This is a genomic window from Fuscovulum sp. (genome assembly GCA_035192965.1).
GTDB lineage: Bacteria > Pseudomonadota > Alphaproteobacteria > Rhodobacterales > Rhodobacteraceae > Paragemmobacter.
The window spans coordinates 2,612,889-2,630,139 of the sequence record CP136571.1 but is presented as its reverse complement, the minus strand read 5'-3'; the positions used below and the strand labels follow the sequence as shown (position 1 = coordinate 2,630,139).

Below are 17,251 nucleotides of genomic sequence, written 5' to 3'. Positions count from 1 at the left end.
TTTGTTCACGCTTTTGCGTCTGCCCCGAAGGTTCGCCGGGGCAACTGAACGGGTCGGCAGTGGTTTCTTCGACAATTCCGACAAACTATCCCGGGCTGGATGCGGGGCGATGCATAGCAATAGTCAGGGTTAGGACGCGACTCGACTTGTCATTCACCTTTGTTACTGTCGAGCGCACGGGCTTAGCGCAAGATCATCCGTCCGACCCTTTCTGGACAAGGGGACACTAAGTGATCAACTCACTTCAGGCTGGGCGTTTCATTGCTGCCTTTGCGGTGGTCCTGCACCATGCCGTGATCAGCGTGACAGCACTCGTTGCTGCGCCGCCCCAATGGGTGCAGACCGTGTTGGCCTATGGGTATCTGGGCGTCGACTTTTTCTTCGTGCTTTCTGGCTTCATCATTCATTACACGATGAGCGTGGCCCCGCGCCCTGCTGGGCGCTTTGCGTTTGAACGGTTGAAACGGATTTTCTTGCCCTACTGGCCAATCGCAGTCGGGCTAGCCCTCGCATACACGCTTATGCCCACACTGAGCGACAGTTCGAGGGAATGGGGCTGGCTTTCCAGTTGGACATTGTTTCCAACGTCCTTGCCTCCTGTTCTGGCAGTTGCCTGGACCCTACAGCACGAGCTCGTCTTCTACATGATCTACGCGGCGTTGTTCTTCTTGGTGGGATCGGTGGAATTGGGACTGGCAGCCTGGGGCGTTGCCATATTTGCCTGTGCGATAGCTGGTTTGCCCGATGTCCCACTGCTCCGGCTGGCCTTGGCCCCGATCAATATCGAATTTATCGCTGGAGTGGCAGCCGCATGGCTATTCCTTTCTGGTAGGGCGGTGTCGTTAGCGATTTCACTGGGCAGTTCATTCTTGCTTATCCTTCTGTTCTGCTTGGCAGGCGGGCAGCGGGAAGGAAGCTGGCTGATTGGTTTTGCGATTGCCGCTTTTATCCCTTGGCTCTGCCGAACCGAAAGGTCAGGCGCATTTTCGGTGCCGCGGTGGATGGTCTTTGGCGGTGCGGCGTCCTATGCGATCTACCTGATCCACAATCCGCTACTGTCCCTGACGTCGCGACTTTTTGCCCTGATCAACGCGGATTGGATTACCGCATTGGCTGCATCTGTCGTGACCTGTCTGCTGGCTGGTGTGGTCTACTATGTGATCTGGGAAAGACCGATCCTGCGTTTGGTACGAAGCACCACCCAAGTACCTGCAGCATCCTGAGCCTTCGAAAAGCTGGGGCGACACTCCCTCGGGTCCGTCCGGTGTTCTGGCCAAAAGCCTCACTCCAGGCTGAATCAGGGTCGTAAATGCCTTTGTGGCAAAGGCGATTCGCGCGGATTGGAGGGCGGCGGGTGTGAAAGGTTACACCCATCTTGCGATGGGTTGCACGCAATGGGCGAGGGCGGAGTTTCGTAACGCGCCACAGCGAACCGAGGGTTGCAAAGCGACACTTGCAAAAATTCCTATGTCTTTTCTGCGGCGCTACGGGTGTAGACTACCGGGAAAGCTGCTGCCGCAATCTGATGGGGGATGGATACGATGCTTGGCAAACTAATTCAGGTGCTGCTTGTCTCTGGTCCTTTGGCGCTTTTCTCTGCCGCTGCATCTGCCGCACCGATCACTTTTTCCTACGATTTCACCGGCCCGAACGTGACAGCCGACTCGCTGTCGTTTTCGCAAAGCGGTGTCGGCCTGACAGTCAGCGGCTATCGCTACACGGCCCCCGAAACGATCAACGCGAACGTCCAGATAAACCGGGGCACGAATGGCCTCGGCGTTTGCGGCACCTTGCTTGTTGGCGCGTCCGGTGGTTGCTCCAGCCCGCTGCTCGACGGTGGTTCCGCTTCCAACGTCGACAATGAGCTTTTGAAGTTCTCATTCTCCGCCGGTGTATCGTTAGAGAGCATCAGGTTCTTCAATAATGACACCAATGATGTCTTCGACTTCTTCCTTGGAGAGCCGCTTGGGTTTCAGTTGGCCTTCCTCACGCCGACCAATGGGCAGCGGGTCTATACCTTTGCCGACCCCATTCCTGCGGGCCTAGTCTTTGGGGTCGGTGTTCGGGGGAATTCGGATCAGGTCCGGATTGAGGGTTTGACTGTTCGCTATGATGCAGCGGTTGTTCCACTTCCGGCAGGCGGCCTGCTGCTGATCGGCGCCTTCGCGACCCTGGCCGCCCTGCGCCGCCGTCGGGGCGCATCGGGGGCTATGGCCCACTGAAACAGAGCAAGTTTCGGTAACGCGTTTTGGCCGCACTTGTGCGGATGCCTTCTAAAAGCGCGTCCCGCACCTTTCCGTCTCGCCTGACCGACCGGATAAGGGCCATCCTCAGGTAAAGAGGAATGGCCTTCGGCGGCAATCTGCGAAACGGGCAAACGGTTTGCGGCGTGATCTGCGCGTGATCTGCCATCCATCCAATCGCGCGCCGCGCCTCTCGCACGCTTGGCCCCTATGACAGACAACGAAAATCCTTTCCGCGGCACGCGCCGAGAATGTCTTTCAGACAAATGAATTCGGATGTTTGGATGCCACGCTTATGACAAGTGGCTGGCTGGGGCGCTAGGATTCGAACCTAGGTATGTCGGTACCAAAAACCGATGCCTTACCACTTGGCGACGCCCCAACCGTGCGGCGGTGTTTAGCGAAGGCCGGGGGGGGGTGCAAGAGGGTGTGAGCGGAATTTCAGCATGATTGTGCCGCCCGTTCCAAGCGGTTAGGGAAAGCCATGCACAAGACGGATGTCATGGTTCTGGGGGCGGGCGCGGCAGGGATGTTCGCGGCTATCGAGGCGGGTCGCAGGGGCCGCCGCGTTCTGGTTGTGGATCACGCCAAGGCGGCGGGTGAGAAGATCCGCATTTCGGGCGGGGGGCGCTGCAACTTCACCAACACGGGGATGGGGGTGGAGCGGTTCCTTGGGAAGAACCCGCGCTTTGCCCTGTCGCCCTTGCGGCGCTATACGGCGCAGGATTTCATCGCACGGGTCAATGCGGCGGGGATCGCCTGGCACGAAAAGACCCTCGGGCAGCTCTTTTGCGACGGATCGGCCATGCAGATCGTGTCCATGCTTCTGCGCGACATGGCGGCGGCCGGGGTAGAGCTTTGGCTGGAGACCAGCCTTGGTGCGGTGCGGCAAGTGGCAGGCGGGTTTGAGGTGGAAACGGCCCGTGGCCCGGTGCGCGCGGACTCGGTCATCGTGGCGACGGGCGGCAAATCGATCCCGAAAATGGGGGCTACCGGCCATGGTTATCGCATCGCCGAATCCTTTGGCCTGCCGCTTGTGGACACGCGCCCTGCGCTTGTGCCGCTGACCTTTGCCGAACAGGAATTGGATTGGATGCGCCCGCTGGCCGGGGTGGCACTGCAGGGCCGGGTCAGCCATGGAAAAACCGGTTTTGATGAAGCGGTGCTGTTCACCCATCGCGGCCTGTCAGGGCCGGCGATCCTGCAGATTTCATCCTATTGGCGCGAAGGAGAAGCGATCAGCCTGAACCTGGCGCCGGGGCAGGATGTGGCGGCGTTCCTGAAGGCAGAAAAACAGGCGGCGGGGCGTGCTGCCTTGCGCACGGCATTGGGAAAGCTGGTGCCGGAGAAGCTTGCCCGCCTGATCGAGGCACAGGCCGGGGCAGGCGGCCCGCTGGCGGAAATGCCCCGCGCCGCGTTGGAACAGGTGGCGGGGCAGATTACCGGCTGGCAATTGCGGCCGGTCGGATCCGAAGGCTATCGCACGGCCGAGGTCACCTTGGGCGGCGTCGATACCGACGCACTGGACGCGCGGACGATGGCGGCGAAGTCGGTGCCGGGGCTGTATTTTGTAGGCGAGGTCGTGGACGTGACCGGCTGGCTGGGCGGTTACAATTTTCAATGGGCCTGGTCGTCTGGCTGGGTGGCGGGGCAGGTGGCCTGATGGTGCGACAGAATCGAGTCTGGCCGACGGGTGAGATCGTGGCCGATCCGGCGCGGGGTCTGTTCATGGGCAATCGCGGCTGTCTGCATGATGCGGAGGGGCGTCTTGCCGCGGCACGGTGGCGGCATCGCAACTGGATCACCTGTGCGCTGTCCTTCAATGGGCGCAGGCGCAGCCTGATGGCGCCTGGCAAGTATACGGAACTCTTCTTTCTGGATGAGGCCGTGGCTTGTGCTGCCGGGCATCGACCGTGTGCCGAATGCCGCCGTCCTGTCTGGCAAGCCTTTCAAACAGCCTGGGCGGGCGTTTTCGGGCCGATGAAGGCCGCCGAGATTGACCGCAGCCTTCACACCGCGCGGCTGGATGGCCGGGGGCAACGGCACCATGTGGCGCAGGCGCGCGACTTGCCTGATGGCACGATGGTGCTGATCAGTGATGCGCCGCATCTGGTGCTGGCGGCGCAGGCGCTTCGCTGGCAGCCGGATGGATATGGCGCGGCAAGCCCGCTGCCCGAGGGCCATGTAACAGTGCTGACGCCCGCGCCGTTGGTGGCAGTGATGCGCGCAGGCTGGGCGCCCGTGATGCATCCCACCGCTGCTGCGGATGGCGCGGATCACCCAGCCTGAAACGATTTTTCTGCGAAAAGTCAGAGGGGGCTCTGCGTCCCCTCGGCGATCACTCGGCTTGACCGCGTCGCTTCAGACGCGAAGGGGATTGGCCTTGGCCAGCCGGTCAAATGCCATGAGGCTGTCGATCAGCGCAGGCATCTGATCGAGCGGGATCATGTTGGGCCCGTCGGACGGGGCGGTGTCGGGCGCTTCATGCGTTTCGATGAACACGCCGGCGATGCCGATGGCCACCGCGCAGCGGGCCATGACCGGGGCGAATTCGCGCTGCCCGCCTGACGAATTGCCCTGACCGCCCGGCTGTTGCACCGAATGGGTGGCATCCATGATCACGGGCCAGCCGGTCCGTGCCATGGTGGGAAGTGACCGCATGTCCGCGACCAGCGTGTTATAGCCGAAGCTGGCCCCCCGTTCGGTCAGCAGAATCTTGTGGTTGCCCGTAGAGGCGACCTTTTCCGCGACATTGGCCATGTCCCAAGGGGCCAGAAACTGGCCTTTCTTGATGTTGACCACCGCGCCGGTTTCGCCTGCCGCGATCAGCAGATCGGTCTGGCGGCACAGGAAGGCGGGGATCTGGATCACGTCCACCACTTGCGCGGCAAGCCGTGCCTGTTCGGCATCATGGATGTCGGTCAGTACCGGCATGCCCATGGCGCGCACGGCTTCAAGCACCTTCAGCCCCGCATCAATCCCCAAGCCGCGACGCCCTTTGAGCGAGGTGCGGTTCGCCTTGTCATAGCTGGCCTTGAACACGTATTGCGCGCCGGCCTTGGCACAGGCCTCGGCCATCTTGCCCGCGATCATCTGGGCGTGATCCAGGCTTTCCAGCTGGCAAGGGCCAGCGATTACCAGAAGCGGGCTGTCATTGCTGACGGACAGCCCGCCGATTTCGACTTCTCTCATCTTGTTCCTCAGGCCGAGACCTGTTCGCGCAGGATTGCCGCGGTCATCGACAGAATGAGGTATATACCGGCGAAGATCATCATCGCCACCATCGTATTCTCGAATGCGCGGGGATAGGTCGCCTCGTCCGGGGCCACGGGGGCGACCGAGAGTGAGATATAGCGCGCTTGACGATTGGCCTCGATCCGCGCCGTTTCCATGGATTGCAGCGATTGCGACAGCATCATCTGCCGGGTATCGGCATCCGCCTGCGCGATGGCCAATTCGGATTGCACCCGGGCCAGCGATTGGCCGGAACTATCTTCTTCTACCAGCTTTGACCGTAGCAGCGCGATCTCGCTTTCCAGCGTAGCGATACGGCGTTTCAGCGGCTCCATCCGTGCTTGGTTCGGCGTGGCGTTCGACTCCATCTGCGCCAGCGACAGGCGGTCTGCGGTCAACTGCCCTTCCAACTGGCCGATCTGGCCGGTAATCAGGCTGACCTCCACTTCGGACGACAACACCTTGAAGGTTTCCTGCAAGGTGACGGCGCGCTGGCGCGCCTCCAGCAGGGCGGTTTCGGCCTCGGTATAGCTTTCGCGGGCGCCCTTCATTGCGTCTTCGCGCAGGCGCTGGGTCAATTGATCGACCTGCTCTTCGGCATAGCCGATCAGCGCATCGGCAAAGCGGACCGAAACCTCGGGATCGGGGGCGATCACCTCCATCCGGATGATGCCCTCCGTCGGGTCATAGGACACGCGGACATTGCGCTGATAGATCTTGTAGGCGGCCTCATTCGTGGCGTCGGGGGCCAGACGCTGAATCGGGTCGATGTCGGGGGCAGCAAAGACGTTGCGGAACCCGATATCCTGATCCAGGCGCAGCATGGCATCACGCGATTGCAGATAACCCTGCACCGTGATCGAGTCCTGCATATTGGCCATTGGCGTGCTGGCCAGCCCGCCAAGCGAACTGCCGGAAGCCTGTTGCGGCATGGCCTGCTGGATCACGAATTCCGTCTTTGTGGCGTAAAGCGGCGTGGCAATGCGATAGTAATAGAAGCCCGCCAGAAAGGTTGGCAGGATCACGAAGAAGAACAGCCGCGCCATCATCAGCATCGACCGGCGGCGGCGGCGGCGGGCCAGATCCTGCTGCATCTTCAGGATTTCAGCCGCGTGGTTCACCTCTTCGCCCTGCGCGGGCATCTTCACGGGCTTGATCGTCTGCGGCAGGCGCGCACCCGCGGGGACAGGCATCATGGACCCCGCCCGCTGCGGCGGCTGGCCCGCATCACCTTCTGCGTCCTCGGCGACGATCTCGACCACAGGGTTGGCGCGGAACGGGTCCAGCCCGGCCTGGCGCAACAGGCGCACGGCGTCAAAATCCGATGTGGCGGGCAGGCCGTATTTCTGGGCCATGCGGCGGGCAAGGCGCAACTGGCGGCCCGTCAGCCCTTCGCGACGAATGGCGTCCAGATCGGTGGCCGACGCCGCCTCAGACGGCGAGGAAACGGCATTCGCCGCCCCTTGCGTGGAGACTGCGGCGGTCGGAAAGGGGATCGCGCCAAAACCATCCTCGGCTTGCGCAAACAGCGCTTCATCGGCCCCCATCGAGGATGGGGCTTGGGCCGGGCGGTCAGACTCCACCTGCCGGAAATCGCCCATCGGCGTAACCGGGGTAGGCATCGGCCGCTGCATGGGCCGCGATGGCACCGGTTGGGCCGCGACCGGATCCGGCAGCGGCTCGGGACGGCGTGTATTGTACCGCTTAACCTTGAGTTTCATAATTATACAGCCGTTTCGCTTCTTCGAGGGTGTCGAACATGTGCAGCCGACCGTTCATCAGAACGGCGGCGGAGCGACAGAATTTTTCAAGTGTGGAGGCCTGATGCGACACCACGATCACGGTCGCGTCGCGCAGACGTTGGCGCAGGATCGATCCTGCCTTGCGGTTGAAGTCGGCATCCGTGGTTCCGGGCATACCTTCATCAATCAGGTAGATGTCAAACTCCAGTGCAAGGAGCAAGGCAAAGGAGAACCGCCCCCGCATCCCTGACGAGTAAGTGCCGACCGGCATGTCGAAATACTCGCCGATCCCGCAGAGCCAACGGCAGAAGCTTTCAACATAATCAGGGTCAAGCCCATAAAGGCGGGCGATGTAGCGCGAGTTTTCCGTCGCACTGTGGCGGTTAACGACCCCGCCCATGAACCCCAGCGGAAAAGAGATGCGGGACGACCGCTTGATCGTGCCTTCGTCGGGTTGTTCCAGCCCGGCCATCATGTTGATGATGGTGGTCTTGCCGGTGCCGTTCGGGGCCAGAATGCCCAGAGAATTGCCGAGTTCCACGCGGAACGTGGCCTGATCGAGGATCACCTTACGCGTCTTGCCTGTCCAGAAGGACTTCGAGACGTTGTCGAACTCGATCATTCCTGCCCTTCCCCTGCCAAAGACCGTGTCGTCTGCCTCATTGCCCGTCTTTCCGGACCGTTTCCCGAATGTCGCCCCCGTCTTGCGACGGCGGTGCTCCGGGCTGACATATGCGCCTTGCCTTGCCGCCTAGCGCCCGTTTTGGGCGACATTATGTCGGAATCGACGGGCACCTGACAATGGTTCAAGAAATCGTGGCACTGTTTCCTGAACGATGCATCAATAACGGCCAAACCCGGCCTCACCGCGCAACGATCCGTGACATAAGGATGGCAGCCGGCCAGGCCAGTAATGACAGCGCAAGGCCAAGGCGTGCCGCTTCGGTCATCGCGCCGCCGGGCAAGGCGGTATCCAACGCCAGCAAGGGCGCGGTAAAGCCCATGCCGGAAATCACCGCGACCAGCAGCAGATCGCGAATGCGGATACCCGCCGGCATCGGCAGACGGAACAGCCGCGCGGCGGCCAATGCGCCAAGGAACAGCCCAACCGGCTTGCCAATCCACAAGGCCGCCAAAACGGTACCGGTGGTCGGGGCCAGCGCAGCAAGGTCAATCCCTCCGCGCGACAGCCCAAACAGGAACAGCATCACCGACAGCGGCTTCACCAGTAGATGCGCAAGCCGGTTCAGCGGATCATGCAGATATTCTTCGGCCTCGGCGAACAGGCCAAAGGCGCGATCGGCATGGGGAATGGCCGGGATGATCGGCAACAGGCCCAAAGCCCCGGGCAGCCCTGCCGCAACCACCCCGATCCAGGACAGCAGGCCCGCCAGCAGATACGGCCACAGCGCCAGACCGCGCCGTCTTTCGCGCTCGGACTCGCCTGCCTGCGGGCTTTGCCCATAGAACCGCCAGACCGTCAGCGATGCACCCAACGGCAACAACAGCCACAGCCATTCCAGCCCGGCATAGGGATAGGCCAGCCCAAGCAGCAGAATTCCGATGATATTCGTCGCGATGGAAATCAGCAGCAGCAGATGCAGCGCCGGATGGCCCGCGCCGAACACCATCCGCCCGGCGACATAGCCCAGCACGATCTCTGATCCGATGGGCACCGGCCAACCTGCGCCCCAAGACACCCATTCCTCAGCCGCGAACAGCGCGGAATGGATCAGCCAGAAAAGGATGGCGCCAAGACTTCCGCCCAGCACGGCCCCTGCGGGAAGCAACGCCCTACGTCCGGACAGGGCGCCGCGTTGCAGGACCAGCGCCTCCCACAGCTCCTTGCCCACAAAGAACAGAAAGAAGGCCATCAACAATTCTGACGCCACGGTCATCGGTGAAATGACCAAACTGTCACCCGCGATCCAGTTCGGTTTTGCCAGATCAATCAGCCGGTATTCCATCGCATCGTAATAACTGCCCGGCGACAGGTTCACCCAAACCGTCGCTATGGCGGCACCGCCCAAAAGCGCCCAGGCAAAGCGTCGAACAAAGGGTGAGACACGATACATCGGCGCATGACCCGCAGCAGGGATGGCTATCAGCGGCCTATGCCTGGCCCCGGCCCCATGCAAGCCGCTTTGCGACAGCAGGGCGGCAGGTGTTGCCTGCGCGCCATGAACGGCCCATGGTCCTGAGCCATCCTCCCTGTTTCCGCCAAAGAAGCGCTTCATGCACACCCCCTCTGCCCAAAGCAGCCCGGCCCAACAGACAGCGGACCTTGCCGTTCGGATCGGCGCTTGCAGGATTTGTGCCGACCGCTTCGCTGCGACCGCCACCGCCCATGCCCCGCGCCCGGTGACGTGGTTCGCCCCAACCGCGCGGTTGTTGATTGCGGGTCAGGCTCCCGGCGCGCGGGTGCATGCCTCGGGCCGGCCTTTTACTGATCCGTCCGGGGATCGTCTGCGCGATTGGACCGGCCTGTCGATGACTGAATTCTATGATCTGGACCGGGTTGCCATCGTGCCCATGGCATTCTGCTTTCCCGGCTATGATGCAAAGGGGGCCGATCTGCCGCCGCCCCCAGTTTGTGCCCGGGAATGGCGGGGCAGGGTGATGGCATCCCTTCCCGCGATCCGCCTGGTGCTCGCCGTAGGCGGCGCTGCGCAGCGCTGGCATATTGGCCCCGGCGATGTCACCGCACGGGTGACGGATTGGCGCAGCCACGCCGCGCGTGGCATCTGGCCCTTGCCGCATCCGTCCTGGCGCAATACCGGGTGGCTGAAACGCAATCCGTGGTTCGCGGCAGAACTTCTGCCCGACCTGCGCGCGGCGATCCGCCATCTGATGGAGGCGCCCTGATGGAGACTGACCGATGACCCCGCTCGACACAGCCTATGCCGCGATGGAACAGGACGGTGCCGCCGATGCAGACCGCCTGCGGTTCTATGAGGTTCTGGCCGATGGCGAGTTCTTTCTTCTGTTGGAGGAAGAGGCGCAGGGGGCCGACATCAAACCCCGCATCTTTCCGCTGGACAGCGGGCCAGTCGTCCTGATCTTCGATCTGGAGGAACGGCTGGCCGAGTTTTCAGGCGGCATTGCGCCCTACGCCGCGCTGCCGGGACGGGTAATCGCACAGGTTCTGGCGGGGCAGGGGGTCGGGCTGGGGGTCAATCTGGGCGTCGCCCCATCCCAGATGATCCTGCCGCCCGAGGCGCTGGACTGGCTGTCGGGGATGCTGGATGCCGAACCCGAGGCGGTCGAAGCGCTGCCCGAAAGCTTTGACGCGCCAAAGGGACTGCCAACACGCCTGATCACGGGGCTAGAGGCGAAACTGCTGCGCGCAGGTGGGCTGGCGCTCTGCGCTCTGCTGGCGGCCGTCACCTATCGCGGCGGGCGTCGGGGGCACATGCTGGCCTTTGTCGATGCCGCACCGGAGGCCGAGGCGGCACTTGCACGCGCTGCGGGCGAGGCGCTGTCGTTCTCGGGCATTGATGCGGGCGAAATCGACGTGGCGTTCCTTCAGACCTCCGATCCGGCAACCCTCGCCATGGCCCGCGTGGCCCATCGTTTTGATTTGCCCCGTCCAGAAGCCGCAGATCCGCCCGCACCCTCGGCGCCGGGAATGAACCCCGATCGTCCGCCAAAGCTGCGCTAGGCCGTGTTGCCGGCCCATAAAGATGGGGTATAATAATACCGTTTTTGCAAAGCATTGATTTTGCTTTATTAAATCATCTAACCTCCCCTTGACCCGCGCAGCGCTTCACGCGATAAGCCCGCATCCAAGCTTCCGGGGGGTGTTCCCCCGCATCAACTCACAGGGTTCGATATGAAAACCTTTACCGCAACACCTGCGGATATCGACAAGAAGTGGATCCTGATCGATGCCGAAGGCATCGTTCTGGGCCGCCTTGCAACGATCGTCGCAAACATCCTGCGCGGCAAGAACAAGCCGACCTTCACCCCCCATATGGACATGGGTGACAACGTCATCGTCATCAACGCCGACAAAATCCAGATGACCGGCAAGAAGCGCGATGACAAGGTCTACTACTGGCACACCGGCCACCCGGGCGGCATCAAGCAGCGCACCGCGCGCCAGGTGCTTGAGGGCAACCACCCCGAGCGTGTCGTCGTCAAGGCCGTGGAGCGGATGATCACCCGCAACCGTCTTGGCCGTCAGCAGATGACCAACCTGCGCGTTTACGCCGGGGCCGAGCATCCGCATGAAGCCCAGCAGCCCACCGTTCTGGACCTCAAGGTTCTGAACCCGAAGAACACGCGGAGCGCCTGATCATGGCTGACATCAAATCCCTCGACGATCTGAAATCCGCCGTTGCCGGTTCCTCCGCGCCCGCCGCCACCGAGGCAGCCGCGCCCAAGACCCCGCAGCGTGACTCGCTCGGCCGCTCCTATGCGACGGGCAAGCGCAAGGACGCGGTCGCCCGCGTCTGGGTCAAGCCCGGTTCGGGCAAGGTTGTGGTCAATGGCAAGGAAATGGCGGTCTATTTCGCCCGTCCCGTGCTGCAGATGATCCTGAAGCAGCCGTTCCAGATCGCCAATGTCGAAGGCCAGTTCGATGTGTTCGCCACCGTTGCCGGTGGTGGCCTGTCGGGTCAGGCCGGTGCGGTGAAGCACGGCATCTCCAAGGCGCTGCAACTCTACGAACCCTCGCTGCGCCCCGCGCTGAAGGCCGCCGGTTTCCTGACCCGCGACTCGCGCGTCGTGGAACGGAAAAAGTACGGCAAGGCCAAGGCCCGCAAGTCGTTCCAGTTCTCGAAGCGCTGATCTCAGCCATACGAATTGCGAAAGGCCCGCCATCCGGCGGGCCTTTTGCTTTGTGGATAGCGCCGGGTTTGCAGGTAAAAAAATGGCCGGGCAAGCCCGGCCAGTCAGGGGATCGTGGGCAGGAAAGGGTTCAGTCCTGCCAGAATGGTTTCGTCACCTCGCGCGTCGCGCGGCCGTCATTCAGGCCGATATCGCGCAGCAGGTGGTCATCCAGTCGCGCCAGTGCGCGGCGGCCGCGGGCCCGTGTCTCCCAGGCTGCAAAAGTCAGCGCCAGAGTGACCAGCAGGCGCGACAGCGGCGGCAGGTTCGCGGGCAGGGCGCGGTGCAGAATGCGGGCAGACATGGGATGGTTCCTTTTTTGTATTGATACAATAATCTTGATCTTGTAGGTAAATGGATACAATATGGCGCAAGCAGCCGCCAGAGGAACATTGTGACCGGCACAATATGGAAACCTGATCTTTCGGCCTATCCCGGACCGAAGTACCTTGCCCTCTCGCGCGCCCTGCGCGAGGCGATCCGCTCTGCCGAATTGCCCGAAGGCGCACAGCTGCCCACCGTGCGCGATCTGGCCTGGGTTCTGGGTGTAACGCCCGGCACCGTGTCACGCGCCTATGCACTGGCCACTCAAGAGGGGCTGTTGGCCGCAACCGTCGGGCGCGGAACCTTTGTCGCCGCCCGTGCGCCGCGACTTGGCCCGACACAGCCGCTTTTGCTGGAACGTGAACCTGATCAACTGGTTGGCCGGATTGACCTGCGCGCCCCGCGCCTGCCGGATGTGGGGCAGGCGCAGGCCTTTACCGCCGCAATGCAGGCGATTGCCCCGCAAATGGGCGATGACTGGATCGACTATCCCACCCAGCGCGGCGAACTGCCTCTGCGCGAGGCGATCTGCGATTGGCTTTCAGACCGCGCGCTTGGCCCGCTTTCGCCAGAAGACATTGCCCTGACCGCCGGGGGGCAGAACGCCATCAGCCTGATCCTTCTGTGTTGCCTGCGTGGGGACCGGCCTGTCGTGCTGACCGAGGAACTGGCCTATCCCGGCTTTCGCCATGCCGCCCGCCTTGCCCGGGCCGAGGTGGTGGGGGTGGAAACCGATGAGCAAGGCCTGATCCCCGAAGCCTTGGAGGCTGCCTGCCGCCGCCACGGCGCGCAGGTGCTGTGCCTGACGACCGAGGCGCAGAATCCCACCACCGCGCGCATGACCCCCGACCGCCGCAGCCGCATTGCCGCCATCGCGCGGCATTTCGATCTGCAGATAATCGAGGATGATTGCTACACCCTGTCGGAAAGCGAATGGCCTGCCTTGCGCGCCCTTGCGCCGGAACGCGTCTGGCATGTGGGCAGCCTGTCCAAGACCGTCTCTGCCGCGCTGCGCTTTGGCTATATCGCCTGTCCCACCGGCATGGGGGAAACCGGGCGGTTGACCGCACAACATGCCTTTTTCGCTTTGCCCAAGCCGGTCAGCGACCTGTGCCTGCATCTGTTCCAGAGCGGGGCAGCACAAGATATTCGTCGGCGCGTGGGCGAGGATCTGGAACGCCGCATCCGCATCACCGTCAACCACCTTGGCCGTTTCGACCTGGCTTGGCAGCCTGGGCTGCGCTTTGCCTTTCTGCGCCTGCCGATGGGGTGGCGGGCATCGACCTTTACACGGATGGCCGAAGGGGATGGGGTGCTGATCCGGTCAGCAGATGAATATGCGCTGATCCATGGTCGCGCACCCCATGCCGTGCGCTTTGCCTTGGCTGGTCATATCACCGAAGACCGCTTCACCACTGGCATCGAAAAGCTGGCAAGCCTGCTATCACGCCCGCCTTATGATCCGCCTGCCGTCTGATCCGCCATAAGCCAATTGCGGCAGAAATGCGGCAATGCTTGGGCGGGCATTGCCACAATCCGGGGCTACAAGGGCCATTCTGTGGCGTTCGGGGCGCGCTTTCGGGCGATTGTTTCGATCTCACGTAAAGATGCGTTGACGCAATCGCCCGCGCCATGGCCCTTTCGGGGTCTCAGAGCAGCACAATAACGAATGGACCCGAAAATGGGACAACAGGCATTTTTTCATGCGCCGCATGGCGGCGCAGATTTCCTTGGTATTCGCACCTCGCGCAATGGCGGCACCGAAATCGTTTATGATGACGGCGTCGCCCGCCGTATGGTGTGGCGGGTCGAAGGGCAGGCGGCCGATGGCAAGCTGACCGATGCGCTGCGCGTGGCCGTGGGCAGCCTGCGCGTGATCCCCACGCTTTATGACGAACTCAAAAAGCGTGCGATTCAGATCGAGCGGATCCCGGGCTGAACCGCCCGCCCAGCTTCCTGCCGAAAAATGAGGCCGTTGCGATGCTTTTCATCGCTTCGGCCTTGTTGCATGGTGTGGGCCCTTGCGCGTCCGGTTGGATTGCGTCTAGGTTTTGATCAAAGACCGATAGAACGTGCCAACAGGGGGCATGATGGCAACCAGTACGGGAAAAAGCGGCGCGCGCCGCTCCGAGGCGGCAAGCGGTCTGCTTCTTGTCAGTCCGACGCTGATTTATGCGGTTCTGCTGCTTGCGGCACCGCTGGTGACAGTGCTGGTCTACTCGCTGTCGCTGCGCGAAGGCGGCTTCGGGTTCGACAATTACGCCACCGCCTGGTCCGACCGGATCAATCAGCTTTTGATCATGCGGTCGCTGACGGTGTCCTTCTCGGTCACGCTGGTGACGGTGTTGCTCGCCTATCCGGTGGCTTATTTCGTGAGCTTCTACGTAAAGCCGGAACGCAAATCGCTGTGGCTGTTTCTGATCACCATTCCTTTCTGGACCAGCTACCTGATCCGCGTGTTTCTGTGGAAGGTGATCCTTGGCTACAACGGCGTGATCAATTCGGGGCTCATGTCACTGGGCCTGATCGACGAGCCTTTGCAGGCCATCAACTACAACGTCCCCGCACTGGTGATGACTTTGGCCCATGCCTATGCGCCCTTCGCCATCCTGCCTATCTTCGTTGCGCTGGAAAAGATCGACCGCTCTTTCCTTGAGGCGGGCCGTGACCTTGGCGAAAGCCAGTTGATGACCTTCATCCGCGTGACCCTGCCGCTGTCGATGCCCGGTGTGATTGCGGCGGTGCTGATCGTGTTCATCCCGACGGTGGGCGACTATGTGACGCCTGACCTTATTGGTGGGGGCAAGCTGCCGATGATCGCCAACCGGATCGAAGGCACGCTCTTGAAACAGAACAATCGCGAGCTTGGGTCAGCCATCGCCGTTTCGGCCATGCTGGTGGTGGCCATCGTCAGCATTGTATTCCTCTTGCTCAATCGACGCTTCCTAAAAGGTGCGAAATGAAGTCGCCCGGTTTTCGCGCCTACACGATCGGGTATCTGATCTTTCTTTACGCTCCGATCGTGCTGCTGCCGATCTTTGCCTTCAATGACAGCAAGGTCATCGCCTTTCCGTTGCAGGGGTTCACGACCAACTGGTTCAAAGAGATGTGGGCCGATACCACGCTGTGGAACGCGGTCCGCAACTCGGCGATCATATCGATTTCGGTCGCGGTGATTTCCACCACGCTGGGCCTTTTCGCGGCCCGTGCCTCGACCCGGTTCGTGTTTCCGGCCAAGGCCGGGATCATGGGCCTGATCATGCTGCCGCTGGTGCTGCCGGAAATGATCGTCGCCATGTCCATGCTGGTGGTGCTGCTTGCCATTGGGATCGATCTGTCGATCTTCACCATCATTCTGGGCCATGTCCTGATCTGCACGCCGTTTGCGGTGGCGATCCTGTCATCATCTTTCCAGTCGCTCGACAATTCGCTGGAAGAGGCTGCCTATGACCTTGGGGAAACGCCGCTGTCGACCTTCTGGCTGATCATCCTGCCGCTGGTCATGCCGGGCATCATCTCATCCCTGCTGATCTGCTTCACCATCAGCCTGGACGAATTCATCATCGCCTATTTCCTTGGTGGCAACGAAACCGTGCTGTCGGTCTATATCTACGGCCAGTTCCGGTTCCCGGCCAAGGTTCCGGCGATCATGGCTCTGGGGACGATCCTCGTCCTTCTGTCCATCACTCTGCTTGCAACTGCTGAATATTTCCGTCGCCGCGGCATCGCCAAGGCGGGCGGCAAGGATCCCGGAGGCTTCCTGTGACCACCAACGACGCCATGATCGAGTTCCGGGACGTTCACAAATACTATGGCGACTACCACGCCCTGCGTGGGATCACCGCCACCATCCGCCCGGGAGAGTTCTTCTCGCTGCTGGGTCCATCGGGCTGTGGCAAGACCACGCTTCTGCGCACGATTGCGGGGTTCGAGGATATCTCCTCGGGTGCCGTGCTGATCGACGGGCGCGACATGGCCGATGTGCCGGCTAACAAGCGGCCCACCAACATGGTGTTCCAATCCTACGCCATCTTCCCGCATCTGAGCGTGGAAGAAAACGTCGGGTTCGGCCTGCGCCGTGACACGCGGTCCAAGGAGGACAAGGCCAAGGCCGTTCTCGAAGCGCTCGAAATGGTGGGTTTGAAAGGCTATGGCAAGCGGGCTGCGCATGCGCTGTCAGGCGGGCAACGGCAGCGCGTGGCACTGGCCCGCGCGCTGATCCTGAAGCCCAAGGTCCTGCTGCTAGACGAACCGCTTTCCGCGCTGGACAAGAAGATGCGCGAACAGATGCAAGTGGAACTGATCCGCCTGCAACGGCAGGTGGGCATCACCTTCATCCTCGTGACACATGACCAGGAAGAGGCGCTGGTCATGTCTGACCGGATCGCCGTGATGTTTGAGGGAGAGATCGCCCAGCTTGCCGATCCCGAAACGCTCTATCGTCGCCCGAACAGCCGCAAGGTGGCCGATTTCATCGGAACGATGAACTTCTTGCCTGCCAAGGTCCTGTCCGAGAATGGCAATACGGTCGAGGTTGAGTCCGCCGGTTTTGGCCGCATCCAGCTGGATGCAAGCCAGGTCATGAGCGGGGGCGCCGCGGCTGATGGTGCAGCGGTGGGTTTCCGCCCCGAAACCCTGACGATCCTCTATGAAGGCAGCGCGGCCTCGGATCGTGAAAGCATGGCAACGATCGAAGAGGTCGTCTATTTCGGCGACATGACCTATTACGACGTGCGGATCGACGGATCGGATGTCAACGTTCGCATCTCCATGCGCAACGTCTTTGGCCGTCCGGTGCTGGACCGCGGCGCCCGCGCCCGCGTGGGTTGGTCGCCCGGCGCGCTGGTGATGTTCCGCTAAGGCCGCTGCCGGACCTGC

18 protein-coding genes and 1 tRNA gene are annotated in these 17,251 nt (G+C 62.1%); 13 read left to right on the top strand and 6 right to left on the bottom strand.

What is annotated here, in order from left to right:
- Positions 1-230: 230 nt before the first annotated feature.
- Positions 231-1,223: an acyltransferase gene (locus tag RSE12_12950; protein ID WRH61289.1), complete on the top strand. Its 993-nt coding sequence runs from the start codon at positions 231-233 to the stop codon at positions 1,221-1,223.
- A 309-nt stretch (positions 1,224-1,532) separates the two neighbouring features.
- Positions 1,533-2,222 (top strand): VPLPA-CTERM sorting domain-containing protein, encoded by a 690-nt coding sequence (locus RSE12_12945; protein ID WRH61288.1) that lies wholly within the window; start codon positions 1,533-1,535, stop codon positions 2,220-2,222.
- 328 nt (positions 2,223-2,550) lie between these two features.
- Here RSE12_12945 and RSE12_12940 read toward each other — a convergent pair.
- Positions 2,551-2,625, bottom strand: a tRNA-Gln gene (locus RSE12_12940).
- Between the two features lie 102 nt (positions 2,626-2,727).
- Here RSE12_12940 and RSE12_12935 point away from each other — a divergent pair.
- Both RSE12_12935 and RSE12_12930 read left to right on the top strand, forming a co-directional pair.
- Positions 2,728-3,906: an NAD(P)/FAD-dependent oxidoreductase gene (locus tag RSE12_12935; protein WRH61287.1), complete on the top strand. Its 1,179-nt coding sequence runs from the start codon at positions 2,728-2,730 to the stop codon at positions 3,904-3,906.
- Positions 3,906-4,532 carry a hypothetical protein gene (locus tag RSE12_12930; GenBank protein WRH61286.1) on the top strand — a complete coding sequence of 209 codons (627 nt, stop codon included), beginning with the start codon at positions 3,906-3,908 and terminating at the stop codon, positions 4,530-4,532. The genes RSE12_12935 and RSE12_12930 overlap by 1 nt, the downstream gene beginning before the upstream one ends.
- 72 nt (positions 4,533-4,604) lie before the next feature.
- Here RSE12_12930 and kdsA read toward each other — a convergent pair whose 3' ends face one another.
- From kdsA to RSE12_12910, 4 genes are all read right to left on the bottom strand, one after another.
- A complete protein-coding gene (kdsA, locus tag RSE12_12925) occupies positions 4,605-5,435 on the bottom strand; it encodes a 3-deoxy-8-phosphooctulonate synthase (protein ID WRH61285.1) in 831 nt (276 codons plus the stop codon).
- A gap of 8 nt (positions 5,436-5,443) precedes the next feature.
- A complete protein-coding gene (locus tag RSE12_12920) occupies positions 5,444-7,099 on the bottom strand; it encodes a capsule biosynthesis protein (GenBank protein WRH61284.1) in 1,656 nt (551 codons plus the stop codon).
- Positions 7,100-7,181: 82 nt separating this feature from the next.
- A complete protein-coding gene (locus RSE12_12915) occupies positions 7,182-7,841 on the bottom strand; it encodes an ATP-binding cassette domain-containing protein (protein WRH61283.1) in 660 nt (219 codons plus the stop codon).
- Positions 7,842-8,082: 241 nt separating this feature from the next.
- Positions 8,083-9,294 (bottom strand): Na+/H+ antiporter NhaA, encoded by a 1,212-nt coding sequence (locus tag RSE12_12910; protein ID WRH61282.1) that lies wholly within the window; start codon positions 9,292-9,294, stop codon positions 8,083-8,085.
- A 160-nt stretch (positions 9,295-9,454) separates the two neighbouring features.
- Between RSE12_12910 and RSE12_12905 the strand changes: the two genes are divergently transcribed.
- The 4 genes from RSE12_12905 (at position 9,455) to rpsI (ending at position 12,010) form a co-directional block, all read left to right on the top strand.
- Entirely contained in the window at positions 9,455-10,084 is a 630-nt protein-coding gene (locus tag RSE12_12905) for a uracil-DNA glycosylase family protein (GenBank protein WRH61281.1), read from the top strand.
- A gap of 13 nt (positions 10,085-10,097) precedes the next feature.
- A complete protein-coding gene (locus tag RSE12_12900; protein WRH61280.1) occupies positions 10,098-10,880 on the top strand; it encodes an SseB family protein in 783 nt (260 codons plus the stop codon).
- Between the two features lie 171 nt (positions 10,881-11,051).
- Positions 11,052-11,516 carry a 50S ribosomal protein L13 gene (gene rplM / locus RSE12_12895; protein WRH61279.1) on the top strand — a complete coding sequence of 155 codons (465 nt, stop codon included), beginning with the start codon at positions 11,052-11,054 and terminating at the stop codon, positions 11,514-11,516.
- Positions 11,517-11,518: 2 nt separating this feature from the next.
- On the top strand, positions 11,519-12,010 hold the full coding sequence (gene rpsI / locus RSE12_12890; GenBank protein WRH61278.1) for a 30S ribosomal protein S9: 492 nt from the start codon (positions 11,519-11,521) through the stop codon (positions 12,008-12,010).
- 130 nt (positions 12,011-12,140) lie between these two features.
- Here rpsI and RSE12_12885 read toward each other — a convergent pair whose 3' ends face one another.
- Positions 12,141-12,353, bottom strand: coding sequence for a DUF1127 domain-containing protein (locus RSE12_12885; GenBank protein WRH61277.1), 213 nt, complete (start codon positions 12,351-12,353; stop codon positions 12,141-12,143).
- Between the two features lie 90 nt (positions 12,354-12,443).
- Between RSE12_12885 and RSE12_12880 the strand changes: the two genes are divergently transcribed.
- The 5 genes from RSE12_12880 to RSE12_12860 all read left to right on the top strand — a co-directional run bounded on the left by RSE12_12880 (position 12,444) and on the right by RSE12_12860 (position 17,233).
- A complete protein-coding gene (locus tag RSE12_12880; GenBank protein ID WRH61276.1) occupies positions 12,444-13,850 on the top strand; it encodes a PLP-dependent aminotransferase family protein in 1,407 nt (468 codons plus the stop codon).
- Positions 13,851-14,054: 204 nt separating this feature from the next.
- Positions 14,055-14,312, top strand: a complete 258-nt coding sequence (locus RSE12_12875; protein WRH61275.1) for a hypothetical protein — start codon at positions 14,055-14,057, stop codon at positions 14,310-14,312.
- A 151-nt stretch (positions 14,313-14,463) separates the two neighbouring features.
- Positions 14,464-15,336, top strand: coding sequence for an ABC transporter permease (locus RSE12_12870; protein WRH64818.1), 873 nt, complete (start codon positions 14,464-14,466; stop codon positions 15,334-15,336).
- Entirely contained in the window at positions 15,333-16,139 is an 807-nt protein-coding gene (locus RSE12_12865; protein ID WRH61274.1) for an ABC transporter permease, read from the top strand. Before RSE12_12870 ends, RSE12_12865 begins: the two co-directional genes overlap by 4 nt.
- Before the next feature lie 14 nt (positions 16,140-16,153).
- Complete coding sequence (locus RSE12_12860; GenBank protein WRH64817.1) at positions 16,154-17,233, top strand: ABC transporter ATP-binding protein; 1,080 nt, start codon at positions 16,154-16,156, stop codon at positions 17,231-17,233.
- Positions 17,234-17,251 lie beyond the last annotated feature (18 nt).

Coding starts and splice junctions, on each gene's coding strand:
- RSE12_12875 (WRH61275.1), top strand. CDS start 14,055: ATGGGACAACAGGCATTTTTTCATGCGCCGCATGGCGGCGCAGATTTC.
- RSE12_12860 (WRH64817.1), top strand. CDS start 16,154: ATGATCGAGTTCCGGGACGTTCACAAATACTATGGCGACTACCACGCC.
- RSE12_12865 (WRH61274.1), top strand. CDS start 15,333: ATGAAGTCGCCCGGTTTTCGCGCCTACACGATCGGGTATCTGATCTTT.
- RSE12_12870 (WRH64818.1), top strand. CDS start 14,464: ATGGCAACCAGTACGGGAAAAAGCGGCGCGCGCCGCTCCGAGGCGGCA.
- RSE12_12885 (WRH61277.1), bottom strand. CDS start 12,353: ATGTCTGCCCGCATTCTGCACCGCGCCCTGCCCGCGAACCTGCCGCCG.
- kdsA (WRH61285.1), bottom strand. CDS start 5,435: ATGAGAGAAGTCGAAATCGGCGGGCTGTCCGTCAGCAATGACAGCCCG.
- RSE12_12935 (WRH61287.1), top strand. CDS start 2,728: ATGCACAAGACGGATGTCATGGTTCTGGGGGCGGGCGCGGCAGGGATG.
- RSE12_12905 (WRH61281.1), top strand. CDS start 9,455: ATGCACACCCCCTCTGCCCAAAGCAGCCCGGCCCAACAGACAGCGGAC.
- RSE12_12930 (WRH61286.1), top strand. CDS start 3,906: ATGGTGCGACAGAATCGAGTCTGGCCGACGGGTGAGATCGTGGCCGAT.
- rpsI (WRH61278.1), top strand. CDS start 11,519: ATGGCTGACATCAAATCCCTCGACGATCTGAAATCCGCCGTTGCCGGT.
- RSE12_12920 (WRH61284.1), bottom strand. CDS start 7,099: ATGCCTACCCCGGTTACGCCGATGGGCGATTTCCGGCAGGTGGAGTCT.
- RSE12_12900 (WRH61280.1), top strand. CDS start 10,098: ATGACCCCGCTCGACACAGCCTATGCCGCGATGGAACAGGACGGTGCC.
- RSE12_12910 (WRH61282.1), bottom strand. CDS start 9,294: ATGTATCGTGTCTCACCCTTTGTTCGACGCTTTGCCTGGGCGCTTTTG.
- rplM (WRH61279.1), top strand. CDS start 11,052: ATGAAAACCTTTACCGCAACACCTGCGGATATCGACAAGAAGTGGATC.
- RSE12_12945 (WRH61288.1), top strand. CDS start 1,533: ATGGATACGATGCTTGGCAAACTAATTCAGGTGCTGCTTGTCTCTGGT.
- RSE12_12915 (WRH61283.1), bottom strand. CDS start 7,841: ATGATCGAGTTCGACAACGTCTCGAAGTCCTTCTGGACAGGCAAGACG.